General features: G+C 68.1%; 1 pseudogene. It reads left to right on the plus strand.

Features of this window, described 5'->3' with window-relative positions:
- Window positions 1–664: pseudogene (locus CCN51_RS52820) on the plus strand (endo-polygalacturonase); the annotation flags it as partial.

A 664-nucleotide genomic window follows, 5' to 3' on the forward strand; every position in this document is an offset into this window, starting at 1 on the left:
CGGCGGCACCTGGCAGAAGCTCGACGCCTACCTGGTCAAGCTCGCCCAGATCGATCCCCTCACCGGCCGCAACCAGGCCCAGAGCTCCTCCATGGCCGCCTTCGACTTCTCTGGCACCGTCGAGGTCGAGGTCACCTACAACCCCGGCGGCGTCGAGAAGGTCCGCATCCGCCCCGACTCCTACGGCATCACCCCCGAGGTGCTCGGCAGCACCGCCCGCTTCACCCTCGACCGCCCCCGCAACCTCGTCATCCAGGTCAACGACAAGATCTTCGACTGCCTGCATCTGCTCGCCAATCCCGTCGAGCAGAACCCGCCCAAGCAGGGCGACCCGAAGGTCATCTACTTCGGGCCCGGCCTGCACACCCACCCCGACCGGACGCTGAAGGTGCCCAGCGGCACCACCGTCCACCTGGCCGCCGGCGCCGTCCTCACCTCCAACGTGGTCTTCGAGGGGGTGGAGAACTGCCGGCTGACCGGCCACGGCGTCATCGACAACGCCACCGGCGGCGCGATCCTCGTCCACGACGCCGAGAACGTCCACGTCGACGGCATCACGGTCCTCAACCCCCGGTACGGCACCATCACGGTCGCCGAGTCCCAGAACGTCGCCATCAGCAATCTGCGTTCCTTCAGCCAGCAAGGCTGGGGCGACGGCATCGAC

Origin of the sequence: Streptomyces milbemycinicus, from assembly GCF_002154605.1 — a bacterium.
GTDB lineage: Bacteria > Actinomycetota > Actinomycetes > Streptomycetales > Streptomycetaceae > Streptomyces > Streptomyces milbemycinicus.